General features: G+C 68.6%; 19 protein-coding genes. 9 read left to right on the forward strand and 10 right to left on the reverse strand.

All coding sequences use genetic code 11. The annotated features are described in order from the left end of the window. Positions 1-17 precede the first annotated feature (17 nt). Positions 18-1106: a hydroxyacid dehydrogenase gene (locus tag ACWEOO_RS18890; protein ID WP_452144074.1), complete on the reverse strand. Its 1089-nt coding sequence runs from the start codon at positions 1104-1106 to the stop codon at positions 18-20. Between the two features lie 286 nt (positions 1107-1392). Between ACWEOO_RS18890 and ACWEOO_RS18895 the strand changes: the two genes are divergently transcribed. The 4 genes from ACWEOO_RS18895 to ACWEOO_RS18910 are packed head-to-tail and all read left to right on the forward strand — an operon-like array spanning position 1393 to position 6062. Beyond that, positions 1393-2259 carry an ABC transporter permease gene (locus ACWEOO_RS18895; RefSeq protein ID WP_452144075.1) on the forward strand — a complete coding sequence of 289 codons (867 nt, stop codon included), beginning with the start codon at positions 1393-1395 and terminating at the stop codon, positions 2257-2259. Then, positions 2256-3149, forward strand: a complete 894-nt coding sequence (locus tag ACWEOO_RS18900) for a carbohydrate ABC transporter permease (protein WP_452144076.1) — start codon at positions 2256-2258, stop codon at positions 3147-3149. Before ACWEOO_RS18895 ends, ACWEOO_RS18900 begins: the two co-directional genes overlap by 4 nt. Positions 3150-3159: 10 nt before the next feature. Further along, a complete protein-coding gene (locus ACWEOO_RS18905) occupies positions 3160-4806 on the forward strand; it encodes an extracellular solute-binding protein (RefSeq protein ID WP_452144077.1) in 1647 nt (548 codons plus the stop codon). Next, positions 4803-6062, forward strand: coding sequence for an alpha-L-fucosidase (locus ACWEOO_RS18910; RefSeq protein ID WP_452144078.1), 1260 nt, complete (start codon positions 4803-4805; stop codon positions 6060-6062). Before ACWEOO_RS18905 ends, ACWEOO_RS18910 begins: the two co-directional genes overlap by 4 nt. 91 nt (positions 6063-6153) lie before the next feature. On the opposite strand, the gene ACWEOO_RS18915 is transcribed toward ACWEOO_RS18910, so the two are convergent. The 3 genes from ACWEOO_RS18915 to hemW form a co-directional block, all read right to left on the reverse strand. Next, positions 6154-7497 (reverse strand): M60 family metallopeptidase, encoded by a 1344-nt coding sequence (locus ACWEOO_RS18915; RefSeq protein WP_452144079.1) that lies wholly within the window; start codon positions 7495-7497, stop codon positions 6154-6156. 80 nt (positions 7498-7577) lie between these two features. Next, the gene (locus tag ACWEOO_RS18920) at positions 7578-9962 is read right to left on the reverse strand and encodes a polysaccharide lyase 8 family protein (protein WP_452144080.1); all 2385 of its coding nucleotides are present in this window, start codon (positions 9960-9962) and stop codon (positions 7578-7580) included. A gap of 99 nt (positions 9963-10061) precedes the next feature. Continuing rightward, complete coding sequence (gene hemW / locus ACWEOO_RS18925) at positions 10062-11288, reverse strand: radical SAM family heme chaperone HemW (protein ID WP_452144081.1); 1227 nt, start codon at positions 11286-11288, stop codon at positions 10062-10064. Between the two features lie 177 nt (positions 11289-11465). Between hemW and ACWEOO_RS18930 the strand changes: the two genes are divergently transcribed. Continuing rightward, the gene (locus tag ACWEOO_RS18930) at positions 11466-11594 is read left to right on the forward strand and encodes a hypothetical protein (protein ID WP_452144082.1); all 129 of its coding nucleotides are present in this window, start codon (positions 11466-11468) and stop codon (positions 11592-11594) included. A gap of 86 nt (positions 11595-11680) precedes the next feature. Here the strand turns inward: ACWEOO_RS18930 and ACWEOO_RS18935 are convergent, their stop codons facing one another. The 5 genes from ACWEOO_RS18935 to ACWEOO_RS18955 are packed head-to-tail and all read right to left on the reverse strand — an operon-like array spanning position 11681 to position 17057. Beyond that, entirely contained in the window at positions 11681-11920 is a 240-nt protein-coding gene (locus tag ACWEOO_RS18935; RefSeq protein WP_452144083.1) for a hypothetical protein, read from the reverse strand. Positions 11921-11956: 36 nt separating this feature from the next. Then, on the reverse strand, positions 11957-14641 hold the full coding sequence (locus tag ACWEOO_RS18940) for an AAA family ATPase (protein ID WP_452144084.1): 2685 nt from the start codon (positions 14639-14641) through the stop codon (positions 11957-11959). Next, positions 14638-15735 (reverse strand): hypothetical protein, encoded by a 1098-nt coding sequence (locus ACWEOO_RS18945; RefSeq protein ID WP_452144085.1) that lies wholly within the window; start codon positions 15733-15735, stop codon positions 14638-14640. Before ACWEOO_RS18945 ends, ACWEOO_RS18940 begins: the two co-directional genes overlap by 4 nt. Beyond that, positions 15732-16787 (reverse strand): trypsin-like serine peptidase, encoded by a 1056-nt coding sequence (locus ACWEOO_RS18950; protein ID WP_452144086.1) that lies wholly within the window; start codon positions 16785-16787, stop codon positions 15732-15734. Before ACWEOO_RS18950 ends, ACWEOO_RS18945 begins: the two co-directional genes overlap by 4 nt. Positions 16788-16796: 9 nt before the next feature. After that, on the reverse strand, positions 16797-17057 hold the full coding sequence (locus ACWEOO_RS18955) for a hypothetical protein (protein ID WP_363714300.1): 261 nt from the start codon (positions 17055-17057) through the stop codon (positions 16797-16799). 171 nt (positions 17058-17228) lie between these two features. Between ACWEOO_RS18955 and ACWEOO_RS18960 the strand changes: the two genes are divergently transcribed. The 3 genes from ACWEOO_RS18960 (at position 17229) to ACWEOO_RS18970 (ending at position 20220) form a co-directional block, all read left to right on the forward strand. Beyond that, positions 17229-18527 (forward strand): amidohydrolase family protein, encoded by a 1299-nt coding sequence (locus ACWEOO_RS18960; RefSeq protein ID WP_452144087.1) that lies wholly within the window; start codon positions 17229-17231, stop codon positions 18525-18527. A gap of 17 nt (positions 18528-18544) precedes the next feature. Further along, positions 18545-19222, forward strand: coding sequence for a Crp/Fnr family transcriptional regulator (locus ACWEOO_RS18965; protein WP_452144088.1), 678 nt, complete (start codon positions 18545-18547; stop codon positions 19220-19222). A 104-nt stretch (positions 19223-19326) separates the two neighbouring features. After that, on the forward strand, positions 19327-20220 hold the full coding sequence (locus tag ACWEOO_RS18970) for an MBL fold metallo-hydrolase (protein ID WP_452144089.1): 894 nt from the start codon (positions 19327-19329) through the stop codon (positions 20218-20220). A gap of 3 nt (positions 20221-20223) precedes the next feature. Here ACWEOO_RS18970 and ACWEOO_RS18975 read toward each other — a convergent pair whose 3' ends face one another. Then, positions 20224-20682, reverse strand: a complete 459-nt coding sequence (locus ACWEOO_RS18975; protein ID WP_452144090.1) for a hypothetical protein — start codon at positions 20680-20682, stop codon at positions 20224-20226. Between the two features lie 53 nt (positions 20683-20735). Between ACWEOO_RS18975 and ACWEOO_RS18980 the strand changes: the two genes are divergently transcribed. Continuing rightward, entirely contained in the window at positions 20736-21413 is a 678-nt protein-coding gene (locus tag ACWEOO_RS18980; protein ID WP_452144091.1) for an IMP cyclohydrolase, read from the forward strand. The last annotated feature ends 85 nt before the right edge of the window (positions 21414-21498 follow it).

Below are 21498 nucleotides of genomic sequence, written 5' to 3' on the forward strand. Positions count from 1 at the left end.
CCTCTGCTCGGTGCGGCTCATGCGATTCGTCTCAGGTCTTCGTGGGTGATGCCGTGGGCGAGGGGCCGGCCGGCGGCCAGTCGTTCGATCTCGGCGATCGCGGAGTCGCCCAGGCGGGTGGATTCGTTGCCCATGGCACCGGCCAGATGGGGGGTGATGAAGACGTTGGGGAGTCGGAGCATCGGGGAGTCGAGTGGGAGTGGCTCGGGGTCCGTGACGTCGAGGATCGCGTCGAGGCGGCCGGAGACGCACTCCCGTTCCAGGGCGGCATGATCGACGACCGGGCCGCGCGCGGTGTTGATGAGCACGCCGCCGTCCGGCATCGCGGCCAGCAGCTCCGCCGACACCAGCCCCTCGGTCTCCGGCAGCAGTGGCGCGTGGACGCTGACGATGTCGCTGGCCGCGAAAAGCTCCGGCAACTCACACCACCGCGCGCCGTACGCCGCAGCCTCCGCCCGACTCAGGAACGGGTCGTACACCAGTACGTCGACATCGAGGCCGCGGAGCCGCTGGAGCACCAGCCGGCCGATCCGGGACGCCCCGAGGACGCCGACCGTCGTACCCAGCGTGCCGAGGATCGGTGCCCCCGGCAACGGTCGCTTCACGCCCGAGGTCCGGAACCAGTCGCGGTGCCGGAAAGCCCGCTTGCCCGCCATCACGATCGCGGCGACGGTGAACTCCGCGACCGGCACCGCATTCGCGCCCGCCGCCGACGACACCTCCACCCCGCGCTCGAAGACCACCGGGTCCACGAACGTCTTGATCGTCCCGGCCGCATGCACGATCGCCCGCAGCTTCGGCGCCGCGTCGAGCACGTCCGCGGTGATCCGCGGGCACCCCCAGCCAGTCAGCAAGACCTCCGCGTCGGCCAGATCGTCCGCCACCTCCGCGAACGAACCGGCCAACCGCGGCACACCGTCGACCACCCCGACCCGCGGCAGGCCGGTGTCGAGGCCTCCCGGGACGTCGAGGCCGAGCACCTCGGTGACGGCAGCGAGACGGGCCCGCGCCGCCGGCGTGACCACCTCGGACCAGGTCTCCGCGGGCATCGCCACGAGCGTGCGCAACCGCGGACTGCTGCCCCGGTCGGGTTCAGGATTCGGCACGGATCACTCCTAGTAAACGGTTACTAAGAACCGTAGGCAGACCGTCGACCATCGGTCAAGACAAGTTCCACGAACGCTTGACAGCAAGGCGCTGAACGTTTCATGGTTGCTGCCACCACGACAGCAACCGTTTACTATCAGGAGGCGCCCAATGCACCGCGTCCGCCGCTCCCCCGGCCGCGCCACGTCCTGGTCCGCCCGCCGGGCAGCCTCCCGAGCCGCCCGCCGAGAGCAGCACGGGCGCGGAGGTCCTGGGTTGGGGGCCCGGTTGTGGCGGGATCGGGTGATGTTGTTGCTGGTGCTGCCCGGGTTGCTGTTCTTCGTGGTGTTCCACTACGTGCCGCTGCTCGGCAACGTGATCGTCTTCCAGGACTACCAGCCGTATCTCGGGTTCAAGGAGAGCCCGTGGGTCGGCTTCGGCAACTTCGCGGTGTTCGCCGAGCCGGACTTCTACCGGGCCTTGCTCAACACCCTGAAGTTCGCGCTGCTCCAGCTCGTCCTGTTCTTCCCGGCGCCGATCGGGCTGGCACTGCTGCTCAACAGCATCGTCAGCCCGAAGATCAAGCGGTTCGTGCAGAGCGTCGTGTACCTGCCGCACTTCATCGGCTGGGTGATCCTGATCTCGATCAGTCAGCAGCTGATCGGCGGCACCGGACTGCTCCCGCAGCTGCTCGGCGAGCTCGGTCTGCCACGCGTCGACCTGATGACGAGCTCAGGCTTCTTCCCCTGGCTGGTGACACTGCAGCTGATCTGGAAGGACGCCGGGTGGGGCACGATCATCTACCTCGCCGCGCTGCTGAACATCGACACCGAGCACTACGAGGCCGCGGCGATCGACGGCGCGGACCGCTGGCGGCGGCTGTGGCACGTCACGCTGCCGGGCATCGTGCCGGTCACATTGCTGCTGCTGATCCTCAACCTGGGCAGCATCCTGTCGGTCGGGTTCGAGCAGATCCTGCTGCAGCGCGACGCGGTCGGCGCCGACGCGGCCGAGGTCCTCGACACCTACGTCTACTTCCACGGCGTCCTCGACGGCCAATGGGGTCCGGCAGCAGCCGTCGGCCTGGTCAAGGGCGCCATCGGCCTGGTGCTGATCCTCGGCGCCAACAAACTCGCCCACCGTTTCGGCCACGAAGGGATCTACAGCCGATGAAGACCTCGCAGCGGCCGCCGTGGATGGAGGCACCGAGCAAGGCCGGGCTGGCGATCAAAGGCGTGGTGATCGCGGTCGTCTGTCTCCTGGTGCTCTACCCGTTCGTGAACATCGTCGCGACGAGCCTGGCCGGCGAGTCCGAGATCACCCGGCGCGGCGGCATCATCCCGTTGTTCCCGAGCGAGCCGACGCTGGCGGCGTACAGGACGATCTTCGCCGGCGGCGTGGTCAGCCATGCGCTGCTGGTCAGCGCGGGCATCACGGTCATCGGTACGGCGCTGAACCTGGTCGTCACGATCGCGCTCGCGTACGGGCTCAGCCGGCCGATCGTCGGCGGGCGGTTCGTGTTGACAGCAGTATTGTTCACAATGCTCTTCGGGGCCGGGATCATCCCGAACTTCCTGCTCGTCAAGGCGCTCGGGCTGTACGACTCGTACGCGTCGCTGATCGTCCCGGGCCTGGTCAGCGCCTTCAACTTCCTGGTGCTGCGCAACTTCTTCCAGAACATCCCGGCCGAGCTGCTCGACAGCGCCCGGATCGACGGCGCCGGCGACCTCGCGATCCTGCTCCGGATCGTGCTGCCGCTGTCGAAGGCGGTGCTCGCCGTCGTCGCGCTGTTCTACGCGGTCGGGCACTGGAACGCGTTCTTCAACGCACTGCTCTACCTCAGCGACACCGGCAAGTGGCCGTTGCCGCTCGTGCTGCGCCTCTACGTCCTGCAAGGACAGCCGGTCGGCGGTGCTTCCGAGTCGCCCGGCGAGGCGGTCGCATCGATCCAGGCCGTGCAGATGGCGGTCGTCGTCGTGGCGCTCGTCCCCATCCTCTGCGTCTACCCGTTCCTGCAGCGCTACTTCACCAAGGGCGTACTCACCGGCGCCATCAAGGGTTAGGAGAAACACCGTGACCACCAGTCGCAGAAGCTTCCTGCGGAGCGCAGTCGGCGTCGCCGTGATGAGCGCCACCGGCGTCCCGTCGCTGGTTGCCTGCAGCAACGGCAGTACGGCGTCCGGGCCCGCCCGCGCGTCGTCGGTGACGTTGCCGACGTACGTCGCCTTCGACGGGCCGAAGCCGGACCTCGCCGGCACCGCGGACGGCGTACCGCCGGGATACCTGACGTACCCGAAGGACCTCGTCACCACGGTGAAGACGCCGCCGCTGGCCGGCGGCAAGGTGAGCGTGATGACCGACATCTTCGACCCGCTGCCGCCGGCCAAGGACAAGAACGCAGCCTGGCAGGCGGTCGAGCAGAAGCTCGGCGGCACGCTCGACCTGACGATCGTCCCGGACAGCGACTGGGCGACGAAGTTTCAGACGGTGCTCGCCGCCAACGAGCTGCCGGATCTGGTGCTGTTGTCGGACTCGAGTCTTGTCAACAATCTACCGGCCTTCTTGTCGGCAAAGTGCACCGATCTGACGCCGTACCTGTCCGGTGACAAGGTCAAGGACTACCCGAACCTCGCGAACATCCCGCAGGTGATCTGGCAGGCGTGCGTGGTGCAGGACAAGATCTACGGGCTGCCGATCCCGCGCAGCATCACCGGCGGTGCGGGCTTCTACAACAAGCGGCTCTTCGACGCGGCCGGTATCGAGTACCCGGCGACCGCCGAGGACTTCCTGGCCGCCTGCAAGGAGCTGACCAGGCCGCAGCAGGGCCAGTGGGCGATCGTGAACTCCAAGGGCAACACGTTCTTCACGATGATCCAGCAGATGTTCGGCGTCCCGAACGGCTGGAAGGACGACGGCGGCAAGCTGACCCGCAGCTTCGAGACCCCGGAGTACAAGGCCGCCCTCGAGTTCGCCGTCCAGCTCGTCAAGGCGGGCGTCACCGTGCCCGGCTCCGACGGGATCGACGGCACCGCCCGCAAGAACGCGTTCCGCGCGGGCAAGGGCGCGCTGGTGTACGACGGCTTCCCGGCGTACTCCGGGTACGTCAAGGACATGTCCCGGCTGGACCCCAAGAACGACCCGCGGGCGTTCGTCCCGATGGCGCCGCAGGGCGGCAAGGCGAACACCTGGTCCGACAACATCCTGTTCGCGTACACGCTGATGAAGAAGGCCGACGAGCAGCGCGCCAAGGAGCTGCTCGCGGTGGCGAACTTCTTCGCCGCGCCGTTCGGCAGCACCGAGAACCTGCTGCTCACGTACGGCGTCGAAGGCGTCGACTTCACCCGCGACGCGAAGGGCAACCCGACCCTGACCAGCAAGGGCGAGGCCGAGCTGACGGTGCCGTGGAAGTACATCACCGCCCCGCCGCAGGCGCTCTACAACGCGCAGTTCCCGACGTACGTCGAGCGCGCGCACGAGGACCTGACCAAGCTGATCGGCATGGTCGTCAAGGACCCGACCGCGAGTCTGATCTCGCCGACCAACGACAAGTCCGGCGGCGACATCGGGCAGGCGCTGACCGACGTCCGCAACGACGTGATCGCCGGGCGGAAGCCGGTCAGCGCGTTCGAGGCCGCGGTGCAGAAGTGGGCGAAGGACGGCGGCGACAAGATCCGCGGCGAGTTCGAGTCGGCGCTGAGCGGCGGTGCGAGCCCGCGATGAGCTGGCTGACCGAAGCGAGGTTCGGGCTGTTCGTGCACTGGGGCATCTACGCGGCCGCCGCACGGCACGAGTGGGTGAAGTCGTACGAACAGCTCACCGACGACGACTACCAGCCGTACTTCGACCGCTTCGAGCCGGACCTGTACGACCCGGTGCGCTGGGCGGACGATGCGTGGAACACCGGGATGCGCTACCTGGTGATCACCACCAAGCACCACGACGGGTTCTGCCTGTGGGACTCCAAGCTGACCGACTACTCGGCGCCGAACACGCCGTGGGGCAAGGACCTGCTCGCGCCGATGGTCGACGCGTTCCGGGCGCGCGGGTTCAAGATCGGGCTGTACCACTCGTTGCTCGACTGGCACCACCCGGAGTTCCCCGTCGACCTGTACCACCCGCAGCGCAAGGACGTCGACTTCATCGACCGTACGGCCGACCGCGACGTCTCGAAGTACGCCGACTACCTGCACGGCCAGGTCCGCGAGCTGCTCACGGAGTACGGGCAGATCGACGTGATGTGGTTCGACTTCTCGTACGCCGATCGCGGGTTCAACGCCAAGGGCCCGGACGAGTGGCGGTCGGCCGAACTGCTCGCGATGGTCCGCGAGCTGCAACCGGGCATCCTTGTCAACAATCGACTGGGACTCGGTGCGGGTGACTTCACCACGCCCGAGCAGGTGCAACCGCCGGGGAACGAGGTTGCTGCCGGCAACGGGACGCAGGTGCCGTGGGAGGCGTGCCACACCCTCAACGGCAGCTGGGGGTACCACCGCGACAACCACGACTGGAAGTCGCCGGCGCTGCTGATCCGGATGCTCGTCGACGCGGTCTCGAAGGGCGGCAACATGCTGCTCAACGTCGGCCCGAACGGGCGTGGCGCGTGGGAGCCGCGCGCACTCGCCGTCCTCTCGGGCATCGGGGACTGGATGCGGCTGCACGAACGGTCCGTGCGCGGCTGCGGTCCGAGCTCGTACGTGCCGCCGGCGGATTGCCGCTACACGCAGAACGGGCGGCGGCTGTACCTGCACGTGTTCGCCTGGCCGATGGGTCATCTCCATCTGCCCGGGCTGGGCGACCGCGTCGAGTACGCGCAGTTCCTGCACGACGCATCGGAGGTCAAGCGGGTGGACGTCGATCCGTCGGCGCCCGGGCACACGTACCTCACCGGCCTGCCGGAGAACACGCTGACGCTCAAGCTGCCGAACCGCGCCCCCGAGGTCGACAGCTGTGTGATCGAGCTCTTCCTGCGCGACTGAGCCCGCCCCCGAACGACGAAGGCACCCACCTCGACCCGGTGGGTGCCTTCGTCCTTTTGTCTACTCGCGGATTGTCTACTCGCCGGATTGTCTACCCGCGGATCGCGGACGGGTCGGTCGGCGGCGGGGTCAGGTGCAGCGCGCCGATCCGGGCGACCGCCTCGGCGTCGACCGGGACGCCCCAGGCCCGGAAGAAGTCGCTCAGGTCGTAGCCGGCCGTCTGGCTGGACAGGACGACCAAGTTGCGCAGCCGGAGTACCTCGTCGGTGTAGTCGCTCGCGTACGGCCGCTCGACCCGGACCAGCTTGTGCAGGTCCGGCCAGAAGCTGTTGCCGAACGCCAGCCGCAGCTGCTCGAACATCACGAGCTTCTCGTAAGGGTCGAACGTCGTGCCGTAGTTCACGCCCGGCGTCCGCAGCTTGCCGGGAGCGCTCTGCCACGGCGTCAGCCCGGTCTTGGCGTCGGGCGCGTGCAGCCGCGGCACCTGGCCGTACTTCGTGGCGAAGACCGCGTTGACCGCGAGCGAGTAGATGTTGACCGTCACCTCCGTCAGCGAACTCGGCTTGTAGGTGATCTGCTGATGCTGGTGACCGAGCTCGTGGTAGATGCCCCAGCCGCGGGTCCGCAGGCCGGTCACGGTCAGCATCCGGTCCTGGATCGGCGGCGGGAACGACATGTGCCCGTGCGTCGCGTACGCCCCGACGCCGGTGATCGCCGACGGGTAGCCGACGAAGTGGTACCGGTGCGCCAGGCGGGCGTGCGCCGGCGCGGATCCGTCGTACCCGCTGGTCGCGTCCTCGATCCCGATGATCTCCTCGTAGGTGGCCAGCAGGTCGGTGTGGTTCTCGGTGCGGTACGTCAAGGCCGACGCGCGTTCCACGGTGATCATCGCGTGCGGGCCGACGAGTTCGACGTACGGCGTGGTGCGCTCGTCGAGCTGGCGCTGGAAGTCGGCCTCGCCGGTGCAGCCGAGGACGAAGTACGGCATCGGCTGCGCTTGCTCGCCGATCGAGACCTTGGCCTGACCGGTGTCGCCGATCAGCTTCAGGTAGACGACACCGCCGCCGGCGTCGGTCACGGTGTTGCGACCGACCTGGAGCGGGTACTCGCGGGGCGACTTGAACTCCTTGCGGGCGTCGGCGTCGGGCGCGCCGATCACCAGCGTCGGAGCCTGGCTGCCGGCGTGGACGACAACGGTGAGCGCGGTGGCCGCCGGCAGGTAGAAGCCGGTCGGGCGGAGTTCGCTGGCGCTGAGCGAGTCCTGCGTCCGGTCGAGCTCGGTGGTGCGCGCCGACGGGAGCGCGGGGATGGTGATCGTGCTGGTGCTGGTCTGCGCCCTGGCTACCGCTGGTACGGCGGCCAGCGCCACACCGGCTCCGGCTACTTGAAGGACGCGTCGCCTGGTGAGCTGCAGGGGGCGGGCGTGCGGCATCATCGAACAACCTCCTGGTTGAACTTGCCAGCACCCGGCGACCCGGCCGGCCCTGGTGGCCGGCCCCGGTTGCTTGCGAAAACTCAGTGGAAGGACACGCTGTGGGTGGCACCCTTGGTGCCGCCGACCGCGACGTCCAGGACAAGCTGCTTGCCAGCAGCAACTACCGTGACCGCCGGATCCTTCGCGATCACCTCGCCGACCTGCCGGTCGACGGTCAGCCGGACGGTCTGCGCGGTCCGGCTCGGATCGGAGACCGCGACAGTCGTCGTCGGTCCCTCCTTGCCGATCACCACCGAAGCAGGCCCGTCACACACCACCGAAGGCGCTCCGGCGCCGCCCGGCACCTCGGACACGGAGCCTGCGGTCCAGAAGTTCACCAGCACGAGGTTCTCGCGGTGGGATCGAATGGCTTGGACATTCGGATTGTTGACAAGGATCGTCATCCCGGGATCGGCCGCCAACTCTGCCGTCCGCCGGCTGGTTGCGTTGGGCAACACCACGTACGCGTACGAGCCGACGTCCGTTCCGTGCTCCAGGACGAGCTTCGCGTAGCGGCGGATGTACGGCGTGGTCGAGCCGGCCGTGTCGTTGCCGACGTTGATCTCGGACCAGGCCCCGGTCCGGTCCTCACGCTGCACCCGCAGACGACCACCGGCCGGGAAGACGTAGCCGGCAACGCCGTCCAAGTGGGCCCAAACCGGATCGGAGTACGTCTGGTCCGCGGCCGGCCGCCCGTCGATCTGCAGCGCGGCCGTCCCGTTCTCGTGGAGATTCCGATTGTCGACAATCGTCTCCACCGGGTAGCCGTCGGTGCCGCTGATCCCGGCGCCGAGCGCCACGATCGAGTCACGCAGACAGAACCAGGACTTCCTTGCCTGCAAGGTCTTGTCGTGGTTGATCAAGTGCATGCCGACCGCACCGGCGACGCCCCGGTACGACGCTCCGCCGACCCATTCGGCGTAGGCCGCGACCGTCCCGGTGCCGCTGCCGGCCCCACCCGGTTGCCGCGGCTGCGTGCTGACCGTCGTACCCGGCATGCGCTGCGCATCGACCGTCGGCCAGTACGCGTCGTTGAACTGGGACTGGTCGTCGTTGTACAGGTACGTCATCCCGTCGCCGACGTACCAGCCGCGGAGGTTCTCGCCGTTGCCCCACTCGTAGCGGGCCATGCGCTTCGACGACATCGCGATCGCGAACGTCCAGCCCGGGCGGCGGTGCACGACGCGGTCCTGGTTGTAGAACTGGAAGTGCCGCGGCACGGCCGGCGCCGGTGTGACGGCGGCGTCGGCGAGCAGCGCCTTCGCCCGGGAGATCTCGGGGATCGACGCGCCGGGCAGGTAGTCGTCGAGCCGATCGCGGGTGATCCACCCCTTGGCCAGGGCCTTGTAGCGAGACGCGTAGGGCTCGGCGACGCCGCTCGCGAGGAGCAGGACGGTCGACGTCGTGCCGTGCCCGTTGCGGTGGTCGCCGGCGCGTTCGCGGGAGATCGCCCGGCCGGACACGCAGTCCATCATCAGACCGTCGACGACGAACGGGGCGAAGCTGGCCTCGACCGCGTCGAGCAGTACGGAGCGGTTCGGGTCCGCGATCTCCCAGGTGGAGCCGCCGAGCAAGGCGATCAGGTTCGCGACACCGCCGAGCGCGACGTTGCCGTACGTACCGACGTACGCGAGGTTGCCGTGCTGGACGAACGAGCCGTCACGGTAGAAGCCGTCGCCGCTGGTGACGTAGGTGAAGACGCTGTTCTTGCCGGATTCGGCGACGTCGCTGAGCGCGTCACGGGCGGCGGCGAGTTTCGCGGCCGACTTGCCGACGATGCCGCGGAGCGCGACGATCAGCGCCTTGTCGACCCGGTTCGCGCCGGTCTCGCGGAGCGTGGGCGCGTTGGTCCGCCGGTTCGGATCGGGCACGAACCGGTCGACGGCCGTCAGGTACTTCGTGAGCTGGTCGGCCGACAGCACGTCGTACGCCAGGATGCAGGTGTCCAGCAGAGCGCGCGGCGAGCCGATCTCCCAGAACCACCAGTTCCCGGTCTCTTTCAGCGTCTCGTTGTACGCCTTGGCATTCAGGAAGTCGAGCGCGCCACTGAGCAGGGAGCCGGCGTCGGTCAGCGTGGTCCCGGCGGTCGCACGCGCCAGCGCGATCGTCTTCAGGCGGGTGTAGCTGATGCTGAAGTTGCCACTGCTCGGGCTGAGCGGCAGGTCCGGCCAGAGCGCCGTCCGGTCGGCCGCGGTGATCATCGTGTCGACGAACTGCTGGGCCTGCGAGCTCAGGTTCGCGAGCGCGTCGGCGTACGCCGGATCGGCCGCGTCGATCGCGCCACCGGTGCTGAGCTCGGCCCAGCGCGCCCGCAGGACGTCGAACTCGTCCTCGGCGAACGCGCGGGTGGGCAGCCCGAGCGTGCTGAGCGCACCGGCGGCGAGCCCGGCCTGAAGCAACAGTCGACGACGGATGAAGGGCGGCATCGCGGACTCCTCGGGCGGCAGTAGTAAACGCTTACCGCACAGCCTGCCGTCTGCTCACAACAGTCGTCAACAGCTCACTGTGATCAGTTCTGATCACTTTCACGGCAGCAGGTCGCGGACCACCGCATCGGCAAGCAACCGCCCGCGATCGGTCAGCACGAGCCGCTCGTCGCCCGCCGGCCGGCCTTCGAGCACGGCCAGGCCGTTGCCGACGACGTCATCCACGGCAGCACGCCCCGCCGCATCCAGCACGTCCAGCGGCAGCCCCGCCGACAGCCGGACCTCGAGCAGCACCCGCTCGATCCGCCGGGTCTCCTCGTCGAGGGTCTCGCGCGCGTGGGCCGGACTCTCACCCGCGTTGATCCGCTCGGCGTACGCGGTCGGATGCTTGACGTTCCACCAGCGCACCCCGCCGACGTGGCTGTGCGCGCCCGGGCCGATCCCCCACCAGGTGTCGCCCCGCCAGTACAGCTCGTTGTGGCGGCAGCGCGCCTCCGCACTGCGGGCCCAGTTGGACACCTCGTACCACCGCAGACCTTCGGCCGACAGCAGCTCGTCGGCCAGCACGTACTTGTCGGCGAGGTCGTCGTCGTCCGGCATCGGCAGCTCACCACGCCGGATCCGCCGCGCGAGCTGCGTACCGTCCTCGATGATCAAGGCATAAGCGCTGACATGGTCCGGCTGCGCCGACAGCGCCGACTCCAGCGACGCCCGCCAGTCGTCGAGCGACTCACCCGGGGTGCCGTAAATCAGGTCGAGGTTCACGTGTTCGAAGCCGGCCGCGGTCGCTTCCTTCACCGCCTGCAACGCTCTCCCCGGCGTGTGCTGCCGGTCGAGGATCCGCAGGACGTGCGACGACGCGCTCTGCATGCCGAAGCTCACCCGCGTGAACCCCGCTTCGAGCAACGCCTCGAGGTAGGCCGGATCCACCGACTCCGGATTCGCCTCGGTCGTCACCTCCGCGCCCGGCGCCAGACCGAACTCGTCCCGCACCGCGGCCAGCATCTTCCCCAGATCCGCGGCGGGCAGGAGGGTCGGCGTACCGCCTCCGAAGAACACCGTCTCGACCGGCCGGTCCAGGTCCTGCAGGACGCGCCGCGCGAGCCGGACTTCGGCGACCGCGGTCTCGGCGTACGACGCCTGCGACCCACCGCCGCCCAACTCCTTCGCGGTGTAGGTGTTGAAGTCGCAGTACCCGCAGCGCGACGCGCAGAACGGCACGTGCAGGTAGAACCCCAGCGGCCGCTCCACCGCCTCCCGGACGGCAGCATCCGGCAGCACCCCGTCCCGGGGCGCAACCTCCCCCTCGGGCAATGTCGACGGCACCCACCCATGGTACGGGGGTACCTAAGGGCAGGTGGTCCCCCACCGTCGTCGCGGTCGCCACGCTCAGCCACCCGCGAACAGGCGGACACCTCCTGTCCTTCGGTCCCTCATGGTTCCTTGACCGCATCGCCGAGCGATTGCGGTAGCGGACAGTGCTGCGACGATGACATTCAGCTCATGGAGACGGAGGCTCAGCCTGTCGGACGCGCCACCCGGAACGCGGTCGTGGTCGCGATCATGCTCGGAATGTTGCTCGCGGCCCTCGACCAGCCGATCGTGGCGCCCGCGCTGCCGACCATCCGCTGAGCGCCGCAGAGGCCTGGATGATCATGCGCGTCTTCCGCGGCGGCGCCGAATCCGGCTCCGCCACCCTCGCCGAGATCACCGGCGACCTACGGATGCCACCCGGCGTACTGGAACCCCTGGCCGGCCAACTGATTGCCGACGGCTACTTGTCCGAGGCGCTCGGCCACTACCGTTTCACCACCCTCGGCCTGGAGATGTTCCAGCGCTTCGTCGGCGCCTTCCGCAGCTGGATGCTTGCCCGCCTCATCGACTGGGCCCCCGACAACTCCGAAGCCTTCTCCCACGCCGTCGGCCGCATCGCCGAGCAGATGATCGACCAAGGCCACCCTCACCACCGGCAAACACGCCGCACTCGCGGCGAGTCAGGAGTAGAGGCCGTCCGTCTCCACCTGCCAGCTCTCCGAGATGGCATGCGACAGGTCGTCGTCGGGTCCGACCTCGTTCAGGTACTCCGCGACCTTGCTCGCGGTTCGGCTCCGCGGCTCGACCAGCGGTTCGGCGTCGTAGTCCCCGTCCTCGGCGTCGTCGTCCTCGTCGTCGTACGGGCCCGAGCCGGTCGTCGCATCCACCTTGGCGAGCTCGGAGTCGAGCCGTTCGGTCTGTCCGCGGGCCACGCCGACCTGTTCGATCCCGAACCGGAGGAGTTTCTCGGAGGCGGTTCCGATCTCGGCGAGCAACTCGCGGGTCAGGCCGGGACGGCTGCCCAGTTCCCGCAGCGTGAGGTTCTCGGCCTTCTGCACCGCGTCCGCGACGCCCTCGGCGTACTCCGGGCTGTCCTGCCGGCCGCTTCGGCGCAGCAACCGCAGATAACTCGTGGTCGCGACCAGATAGTCCAGGGCGGATTCACCGTACCCCGCCCTCAGCGCGTCACGGAGCTCGGAGGCCTCACGGACCGCTTCGAGGAACCGCTGCATCCGTTCGAGCACGCGCAGTACGTCGAGTGTCAGGCTGACCGCTTCCTCCGACCGCCGCCGGCGCAACGCCGCGTCCCGGGCGCCCCGCAGTACCCGCAAGGCCTCGTCGAACTCACGGAATGCTTCGAGCGCCTCCACCTCGGCCGACGGCACCAGCGACTCGCCGTTCGGTCCGCGACGCTCATGCGCCAGATCGAGCGCGACCTCGGGCCGGCCGGCGCGCAACTCGGCGGCGATCAGGGGCGCCGTCGCGGCCGCCCAGGTCTGGTCGTCGGCCTCGCGCATGATCTCGTCCGGCAGGCTGATCCGCCCCTCGGCCTGCGCCCACAGATACTGCTGGCCGCGCGCGGGAAGCTCGTCGATCGAGTCCAGCAGGGACGGCAGCGCATCCTTGTCCCAGTGGGCGGCGAGGGTACTGCCGGTCTGACCGAGCATCAGCCGGTGGTACAGCTCCTCCGCCCGGGCGGCCGGGCCCCGCAGCCGCGCGTAGTATCTGTACGCGGCCCGGTGGATCTTTGCGACCTGCGGCTTCTGGTCCCGCTGGAGCTTCGGCAGCATCAGCTTCCGGACGTCCGCGCGATGTCGCAGCGAACGGCCGTCGCTCGTGACCAGCGTCGCCTCCCGCTCCAGCTGCCGGAACAGCTCGTTCGCGTGCCGGTCGGTCTTCACCGTGATACCGCACGGTCTGGCCAGGACGTGCCGGATGACGTCCGGCGTCACCACTCGGACCACCAGTCCGGGGTGCGCGATCCGGCGTACCTCCCGGTTGTCGATGTGCATCAGGATTCGCCGGTACAGGACGCCCTGGATCTGGCCCTCCTGCAGCTCCAGGTCGAGCAGCGGATCGTCGGCCTGGCTGACCCGGAGGATCTCGATCGCAAGGCGCAGGCTCAACGGGTTGCGACCGACCAGTCCGATGGTCCGCTCGGCCAGCTCCACCGATGCGGCCACCCCGTCCGCGTCGAGGATCATCTGTACCGCCGACGTGTGGTCCAGCTCGGTCAGCGAGATCACCGTGGCGTCCAGCTCCGCACCCAGTCCGGTGTCGAGCGCCCGCCCCGCGATCACGATCCTTGTCATCGGGATCAGGCGCAGTAGCTGGTCGAGAAAGTCCTTCAGCACGTACAGATCGGTGATCCGGCGGCGCTGGACCTCCTCGAAGGTGTCGAGTACGACGAGCAGCCCGCCGCTGACGTACGGCGTGATGAGCTTGGCGGCCCGCGCGATCAGACTCCGGGACAACCGGGTGCTGCTCGTCGGCGCCGACGCGTGTGAGCTGAGGCCGAGGGTCTCCTCGTCGGTGTTCTCCTGAACCCGCAAGTCGTCGATCAACGGCCGCAGTCGCTCCGACAGCACCGGCTGCTGGATTGTCAGCTGACGCAGGATCTCGGACATCAGCTGGGCAGGCCGGTCGGCCTCCAGCGCGCCCCGGTCGAAGTTGAGGTACGCGAACAGCCCGTCCGTCCGCCCGGTGATGAACTTCGCCAGCAGTGTCGACTTCCCGACCCCGCCGACACCCGAGATCACCAGCGGTCGCGTTCCGCCGAACAGGTGCTCCTGGAGCAACCCGAGTTCCGTCGTACGTCCGTAGAAGCCGTGGGCGCCGAAGGTCTTCAGCGGGGCGAGCAGTTCCTCCCGGGCCAGGGCCGCCTCGATGGCCTCGACGTTCCGGGCGGCCGGGAAGGCGTCGCTGAGCCAGCGCGCGACCTGCAGGTCCGCCGACAGCGATTCCAGCGTCGGCGGCTCACCGTCCGCCGTCGGCGTCGGGTCGATCGCGCGGGACAAGGCGCTCTGCGCGGGCCCTGTCGGGTTGATCGTCGTACGGCGGAGCGCATCGGCGGCACCTTTCGGGCCGAGGTCTCGCAGGGTCCGTCGGCGTACCGAATCGACCAGGGCCCAGTGCGCGGCGCCGTCCGGCCCGCGCACTCGGCGGCAGTCCTCGATCAGGAACTCGCTGATCGCCTCGTCGACCTCGTCGGATTCGCCCGGAACATCCAGCCACCAGGCATCGAACCAGACCAGGACGGCGGCCTGAGCCCGGAGCAGCTCCCGCGGGCTGGGCGGCTGGATCAGGTGGGTACGACGGCTCCGGACCGGCCGCCCGGCCGTGCGCGGCTCCGGCAGGCTGGTCATGCGCTCTGTCCGATCAAGCTGCAGATGGTCTCCCGCGCGATCCCGTAGATCGTCTCGCCGGCGAGCGCGAACTCGTCCGCGACCGGGTCGCGTCCGTCCCACACCTGGGAGGTCCAGCCGTCGAGCTCGGCGTCGGTCGCCGGATAGCCGAGGTGCGCGGCGGCCACCGCGAACAACTGGCGGACGTCCGGACGCGTGATCGGGCTGATCGGCTCCTTGCGGGTCTGCGGCGGCACCAGGCCGTCGAAGCCGGTGACCACGAGTTTGACCTCACCGAGCTCGGCGTTGACGTCGACGGAGTGCAGCAGCTTCTCGACAAGCCCGCGCGCGTCGGGATCGACGTTGGCCCGGTCGAGTCCGTCGATCACGATCCAGCGCGGTGACCGCACCGGCGGGAAGTTGTCCCGCAACTCGTTCATCAGCAGCCGCGCGCGGGTGTGCGGATCGGGTACGTCGGCGACCACGTCCGCGCTGATGGCGAACTTGAAGTGGCCGGCGAGCCGTTGCGCCAACTCGAGCGCGCCGAACCGCTCGGTGCCCCATTCAGCCACGTCGATCAACAGCACGGGGAAGCCCTCCGACCGCGCGAGCACCTGCACGAGCTGGTACGAGTACGTCTTGCCCGAGGCCGACCCGCCGGTGATGTTGAGCGTCCGGAAGCCCTCCTTGTTCAGTTTCCTGAGCTCGGCGCGAAGCTTGCCGCGGTTGATCATCGGCTGCGACATTCCCGAGCCGACGAACATCGCGTCGAGCGGATCCGGCGGCTCGTACCAGGCCGAGCCCCGCTTGGTCAGCTTGAGCTTCAGGTAGTACTCGAGGTCCTCGCGCCGCGCCGGGTACCGGTCCGCCATGTGCGCGACGACGTACCGCAGCCGTCCGCCGCGGCGCAGGTCCAGGACGTACCCGGTCCAGAACGCCTTGGCCTGGAACTGCTCGTCCCAGTAGATGTCGGCGACGTCGATCTCGTCGATCGACTCCAGCTCCTTCTCGACGTCCCGCCGGTACCGCACGAGCTCCGCCAGCAACATCGCCAGCGCCGTGGTCTGTTCGTCCTTCTCGTCCGTGGACTCCTCGATCCACAGCTGCCCGCTCATGACACCCCCTGCACCCCGGCCGCCGCGAGGTCAGCGACGACTCGGTCGATCCGCTGTCCCTGGTTCCGGTACTCCGGTTTGCCGTCGATCTCCCGTTCGACCCAGCGATGGTGCAACGCGACGACGTTCCACTCCTCGTCGAACACCGGTGCGCCCGACGATCCACCCTCGGTGTCCGTCCAGTACTGGACCACGGAATCGTCGACCGAACGCACCAGGTTGTGGTGCATCCCGATCATCTTCGGGCGGCCACCCGGATGCTGGATGATGTAGACCCGGTCGTCGACGGCCAGGTCGACCGTCGCGGCGGCGATCGACAGCGCGGGGAACTCGGGCGGGATCGGCGTGGTCGCCTTCAGCACAGCCCAGTCCCGATCGGCGCCCGCGATCACCGAGCCGGGATCGCAGGCCACGACGAACGGCTGCTTGGGCGCGTCTGCCCGATCGAGCTCCCAGCCGAACCACGCCTCGATCTCGGACGCCGGCGTGAGTACGCCCGCGGTCTCCTGAAACACGACGTGATGATTGGTCAGGATCAGATCCGCACCGATCCGGAAACCCGTTCCGAAGTAGCGCTTCTTGCCGATCCGTACCTTGAGCAGGCAGATCGAGCGGGCCCGATCCAGACCGACCTCGAGGAACGAGATGTCGAGCAAGGTGTTCTGGCCCTCGACGATCTGCCGCTCGGTGCCCTCCCCGCTGAATCCCTTCCACGGCGGACCGCCGCCCTCGGTTTCCTCCTCGGCCGGCGGGCTCACGGGATTCGACGCCAACGCGTCGGCCAGCACGGGCGCGAGCCGAGGCTGCTTCGTGGCGACATGTTCCAGCAGCGCACGCAATTGCTCGGTCCTGGCCGCTTCCTTCAGCACCGAACGCCAGATCGACTGAGCCGCGCCGTCGAAGTCGATCTCGCTGCCGTCGATACCGACGTCGTCGACCACCTCGGCGATGTCTTTGTACCGTCGATACACCGAGGTCAGCGTGCGCAGGACGTTCTGTACGACGGGATCGCCGAACGGCAACGGATAACGATCGAGCGGATGATCGGCCATGCGCGGGACCTACTTCTTGCTCGTGCTCGCCAGCACACCGACCAGTGCGCCGCCGATGGATCCCAGTAGCACGGCCAATCCTTCCGGCATGTTCTTGTCGTTCAGCACCAGGACGAGCCAGCCGACCATGCCGACGAGCAGCGCCAGCAAGAGCCCGCCGATCACCAGCATGTAGACCGGACGATTCACCGGCGTGATGTCCTCGGGCGCCAGTTCGTCGCCCTGCTTCGCCCGCTGTGTCTCGGGAATCTCGCGCTCAGGCAGCGTCATGTCCCCCACCCCCAAGCCCAAGATAGCAACGCTCGTCACGTACTGTCACCAGCTGCGCTCTTACGTCTTGCGGGTCCGCGGAGCATCATGGCGGCAGGGGTCGATCGACGAGGGGGAACCGTGACGGTCGTCGACATTCACTGCCATACATTCAACGGGGACGACCTCCCGGTGAGAGGGTTCGTCAAGGCCGTGGCCGGACAACGCAGCCAGCTGGCCAAGGCCCTCGCCTGGGCGCTGGCCGACATCACCCAGGGGATGGCGTCCGGAGCGGACGAGATCGCCGAACTCGACCGGCTGATCGAGTCTGGGCCTGGGGAGAACGAAGGGGTGGAGGAATCCGCGCTGAGCCAGGCGGCCGCGGACGGCGAGGATCTGCTCACCAGGCTTGAACACGAGCAGCCGGTTCTCGCCGCGGCCGCCGGAGCCGAGGCTGCTGACGGCCGGCGGCCGAGCTCACCGGACGAGTCGTTTCTCGGTGGCATCGACGATCTTCGTCGCTATCTGAGCTGGGCTGCGCTGTTCGGCAAGAACCGGTTGGCACTGACGAGAGCGCTGATCGATACCTATCCCGAGGTCGATCTGTTCACGCCGATGCTCGTCGATTTGCAGGGCCTCGATGACAGTCCGAAGACCAGTCCGCTGCAGCAACTGGAACTCCAGGAGAAGATCAGCCGGCTGGGCATCCTCGGGCAGCTCGGCGCCCAGGTCCTGCCGTTCGTCGGGTTTGATCCGCGCCGCTTCGGCGCGGTCGCCCTGGTGAAGGAAGCCGTGACCGAGTTCGGGTGCATCGGCGTCAAGATGTATCCGCCGATGGGGTTCCTCCCCTGGCGCAATCGGCAGGCCGGCGTCCCCGGCATGAGCGCGGAGCAGGCCCTCGGCGTCGACGACGCGCTGGCGAACCTCTACGACTGGTGCACCGAGCACGACGTCCCGATCACCGCTCACGGGAACCCGACCCAGTTCGCGAAGCGCGCTTACATGGACTTCTCGGGCCCCGAGCGCTGGGCCACGGTCCTGGAGCAATGGGGAGGTCTCCGGCTGAACCTCGGTCACTTCGGATGGAACGGCCGACCCGACTGGCCGCGGAGGATCGCCGAGCTCACCAGCGTCCATCCGAGGTTGTACGCCGACATCGGCAACCACGACCTGGACGACCTGGACGACACCATCGAGGTTCTGGACCAGATCTTCACCGCACAGCAGGAGATGCGACAGCGATTCATGTTCGGCTCGGACTGGTACATGGTCGCGAGCCATCTGGACTTCGAGCACTTCCTGACCAGGGTCCGCGCCGCGTACCTCGCCAAGTTCCCGACCCACCTGGACAGCTTCATGGGCAGCACGGCCCTGACCTTCCTGGGTTTCGACGATCCCACCAACAAGAACAACCAACGCGTCTGCGAGCGCTACACGACGTACGGCGCAACTCCACCCGCCTGGCTCGCGACGGAGTCCGACTCCCCGTGAGCTGTCATGCTTGACGGGTGGCTGTGGACGTGGCTGCTGCGATGGCGGGCAGTTTTCTCGGTGGGTTGCCGGAGGAGCTGACCGGGCGGTTGGTCGCGTCGGGTCGGCGGGCCGATTACCCCGCAGGTAGCACGCTGTACCGGGAGGGCGCGGCTCCACAGGCGGTGCTGGTCGTTCGTGGGTTGTTGCGGGTGTTCATGTCGTCGCCCGAGGGCCGCCAGGTGACGGTGCGGTACGCGCGGATCAGCGACGTGCTCGGCATCGCGGTACTCGTCGGCGGGCCGGCGAATGTCGGCGTACAGACGCTCGCGGATTCAACTCTGTTTCGGATCGACGCCGGTCTACTGACGGCCGCTGCGCGTGCGGACAGCCGCGTCGGGTGGGCGTTGGCGGAGGAGCTGAGCCGTCGCTTGTACGAGAACCTGCGACAGACCGCGGTGAACGCGTTCGGCACGGTGCGGCAGCGGGTCGCCGCCCACCTGCTCGACCTGGCATCCACACAACAGAGCCCGCGCGGCGAACTCGCTGCGCACGTGTCCCAGCAGGAACTCGCGGACGCCGTCGGCTCGGTCCGTGAAGTGGTGGCCCGGGTACTGCGGGAGTTCCGGCAGGCCGGCCTGGTCGCGACCGCGGCCGACACCGTGCACATCCTCGACCCGACCGGGCTCCACGACCAGACGTGGAATCCGGAGTGACCACGGCAACTTCCGCGGACGACAAAAGTCACAGACGGGCCGCGCCGCCGGGCGAAGACTGATCTCCTCGGCCCCGAATCCGTCGGGGCCCGAAGGGAGTTCAGATGTCCACGGAAGCGATCAGACTGCCCGCCGGCACCGAAGATCCGGTCCGCGCTGTGTCGGTCATCAGCACCGGCAGCGTCGAGATCCATCCCGAGCACGCCCACGGCACGAAGAAGCCGCTGTACTGGTGGCTGCTCACTTCCCGCCGGTGGCTGCCGCCCCGCCCGATCAACGTGTACGTCGTCGAGCACGTCGACGGGCTGGTGCTGTTCGACACCGGACAGGACCGCGCCTCGGTGACCGACCCGTCGTACTTCCCGAGCGGATTCGCCGGCGTCGTGTACGACCGGCTCGCCAAGTTCCACATCGGCGCGGACGAGACCCTCGACGCGCAACTGGGCACGCTCGGGTACTCCGTGACCGACGTCGACAAGGCGATCATCTCCCACCTGCACCAGGACCACATCGGCGGTATCCCGCAACTGAGCGGCGACCTCCTGATCACACCGGCCGAATGGGCCGAGCTGTCGGGGTTCTCCCCCGAGGCGCGCGGCTTCCTTCGCGCGCACATCGACGTACCCGGCCGGCGCTGGAAGCACGTCAGGTTCACACCGACCGACGATCCCGGCCTGGCGCCGTTCACCGAGATGTACGACGTGATGGGCGACGGGTCGATCGTCCTGCTGCCGACGCCCGGCCACACACCCGGCTCGATGTCGATGCTCGTCCGGCGCCGCGACCTGCCACCGCTCCTGATGGTCGGCGACCTCACCTACGAAGCCGGCCTGCTCGAACGCCGCCAACTCCCAGGCGTCGGCGACCGCGGCGAACTTGAACGAACCACCAACCAGGTCCTCGCCCTCGCCGAACACCTGCCAGGCCTGGTCATCCTCCCCGCCCACGACCCAACAGCAACCCAACGCCTGATCAACAGCTCCCGCCGCCCGGCCTGACCCTCATCGCCACTCAAGCCAGTCCTCGAGTGCGGCGAGGTCCTCGTCCGTGACTCCGCGGTACGGCTGCACCTGCCGGAGGAAGGCTGCGCCGGCGTGCTGCGTCCGGACCCACTCACGATCTGCGTCAGTGATCTCGTCGTCGAGCCAGGCGAACGGACGAACTCCTGCCCACTGCACGAGACCGCGCGTCTTCCAGTGCAGGCCGAACCAACGGTCCTCTGCCTCGTGCTCGCTGTCCGACTCCCAGGTCACCACCGGCAGCCGCGGCCAGCCGAGCCGAGCAGCGAGCTCGTCGTTGGCCTGCTCTCCCCATGTCGTCGCCCACACCAGCTCACACGGCAGCGCTCCCAGCCGCGGCCCGACGCCCGCGACGAGCAGTCGGCCTGCGGGATCGCCGCCGCACGGCAGGAGAGTCCCGTCGACATCGAGGAACAGGATCGGGCTGCAATCCGGTGTCATCGCGGACAGGATGTCAGCTGGGCGGGTTCAGTGGCGCGCGTATGCTCGCGGCCATGTTGCGGGATGGGGTCGAGTATCCGGGGCGTGGGCTGGCGATTGGGCGGGACGTGGACGGCGTGCCGTTCTTCTCGTACTGGTTGACCGGGCGGTCCGCGGCGTCGCAGGCGCGTGAGCTCGTCGTGCGCGAGCGCGAGATCATCGTGCGGGACACGTCCGGCGGGCCGGTCGACGATCTGCGCCACTACACGGCGGCGACCCGTGGGGACGACTGGGTCATCGTCGGGAACGGCACGCAGGTGGGTGAGCTGGCCGCCGCGCGAGCCCGGCAGCCCGATCTCCAGATTGCGATGCGCGAGCTCACGTACGAGCCCGACCCGCCGATCCGCACCCCACGCATCACTGCCGGCGCGACACTCACGTCTGCCGGGCTGAAGGATGTGGTGATCGGGGCCGCGCGGCCGTACGACGGGGCGCCCGAGCTCACCGAGCATCCGTCGTTGTACGCCGCTCGCATCGCACCGGGCACCGCCCTCACCACGACGACGTACGCCGGCACTGCGGACAACGTCGTCGTCAACGGCCACCCCGAAGTCACGGCGATCGCACTCCCCTGGTCCGAGATCACCGACCTCCTCTGGCAATCCTTGCAGCCGTCGCTGCGCGTCGCCGCGATCACGGTCCGGCTCGACGCCAGCACCTTCACCGAGGCAGCCCGGGCCAGAACACCCTGACTGCTCATCGCCGAGTCGTGGCGATTGGCGGACGACCCGAGCCGCGAGTCGTGGATATTGGTCGGCTCGGACAGCCGAATCTCAC

This window comes from Kribbella sp. NPDC004138 (assembly GCF_053603655.1).